Consider the following 1,414-nt stretch of genomic DNA (forward strand, 5'->3'; position numbering starts at 1 on the left):
TGCGGCAAACACGCTGGATGCAGCCTTTGATGGGGCTGTGGACGATGTTGGTCACATTGTTGCAGGCAAAGACCTTTCCCTCTCTGCTGCCAGTCTGACGACGCACGGTGCGAACAAAGAGGATGATGTTGCTGTTATTGGGAGCACGTCCGGAAATGTGGCCATCACCACACAGGCTCTGCAGAATGCTGGCAGTCTTCTGGCTGAAGGGGCGGGTGCGACCTTAAGTGTTGCTGTGACGGGAGACATGACGTCGTCTGGCACAGTGATTGCCCGCCGGGGGGCTGCCGACCTGACGGTTGGTTCACTGGAGAACAGCGGTTTAATCGAGGCGGCGGACAGCGCGTCTGTCAAGGCTGTGCAGAGCCTGAGCAATACGGGAACGCTCTTTGCCGGGGCAGATTTAACGGCGCAGAGCACGGGGACGTTCAGCAATGCTGGTGGTCAGATCGGGGGAGCGACGGTTTCTCTGAACTCTGCCGGTGTGTTTGAGAATACAGGGGGCAAGGTGGCCACCCAGACAGGGGATCTGACCCTTGGTGCTGCCTCTGTTCAGAATGCGTCTGGTGTTTTGCAGGCTCAGGGTAATGTCGCGTTGACTGCCGATGGTCTGGACAACAGCAAGGGCATGGTTCAGGCCGTGGCTGGTGCGCTGTCTGTGGCGTCTGCTGATGGGGCTCCGGGAGCTATTCTGAATACGGATGGTATTCTGCAGGCGGGGCAAACAGTGTCTCTGGCGTTCAGTCAGCTGGAGAATACGGGCGGCTCCCTTCTGGCTCTTGGTCAAGGGATGACGCTGGCGGGAACGACGTCATCCGATATCACCAATACAGGGGGTCAGATTGCCAGCAATGGGGACCTGACGCTGACAGGCGGCCAGTATGACGGGCAGGGCCTCTCCAGCGTGCTGAAGACGGTTGGCGCTCTCTCAGTGACCCTGTCGGATGTCCTTCATAATGGCGGAAAATTTGTGTCTGGTGGTGCCATGACGGTTACTGCCGGGTCCGTCGCCAATGATAATGAGGCTGTTCTGGGGACGGCAGATGGCGCGCTCTCCCTTGCCCTTACAAGGACAGATGGTCTGAGCAATGCCGGAACGATCCAGAGTCAGGGTGCTGGCCAGACTGTGTCGATCACGGCGGCATCGCTGAGCAATACGTCAACCGGGTCTGTGCTGTCGAACGGTGCGCAAAATCTTACCCTGACAGGGGCGTTGGAGAACGCTGGCAAGCTGGTCTCCTTCAACAGTCCGCTCTCGATTCAGGCCGGTTCTCTGGTCAACAGCAATCAGATTGAAGCCGGTGGCGATCTGACCCTGAAAAGCACAGGCACTCTGACAAATACCGGGTTGCTGTATGGCCTGAGCGGGGCTGCGATTTCTGCTGCAACCGTGGAGAATACGGGTGGTCAGGCC

Annotated in this window: 1 protein-coding gene; it reads left to right on the forward strand. The window is 58.5% G+C overall.

From position 1 onward, the window contains the following. Window positions 1-1,414, forward strand: a 1,414-nt coding sequence (locus tag Abin_RS13830) for a beta strand repeat-containing protein (protein ID WP_048847960.1), incomplete at both ends; no start/stop codon positions are given.

This window comes from Acetobacter indonesiensis, assembly GCF_000963945.1.
In the GTDB taxonomy this organism is placed as follows: domain Bacteria; phylum Pseudomonadota; class Alphaproteobacteria; order Acetobacterales; family Acetobacteraceae; genus Acetobacter; species Acetobacter indonesiensis.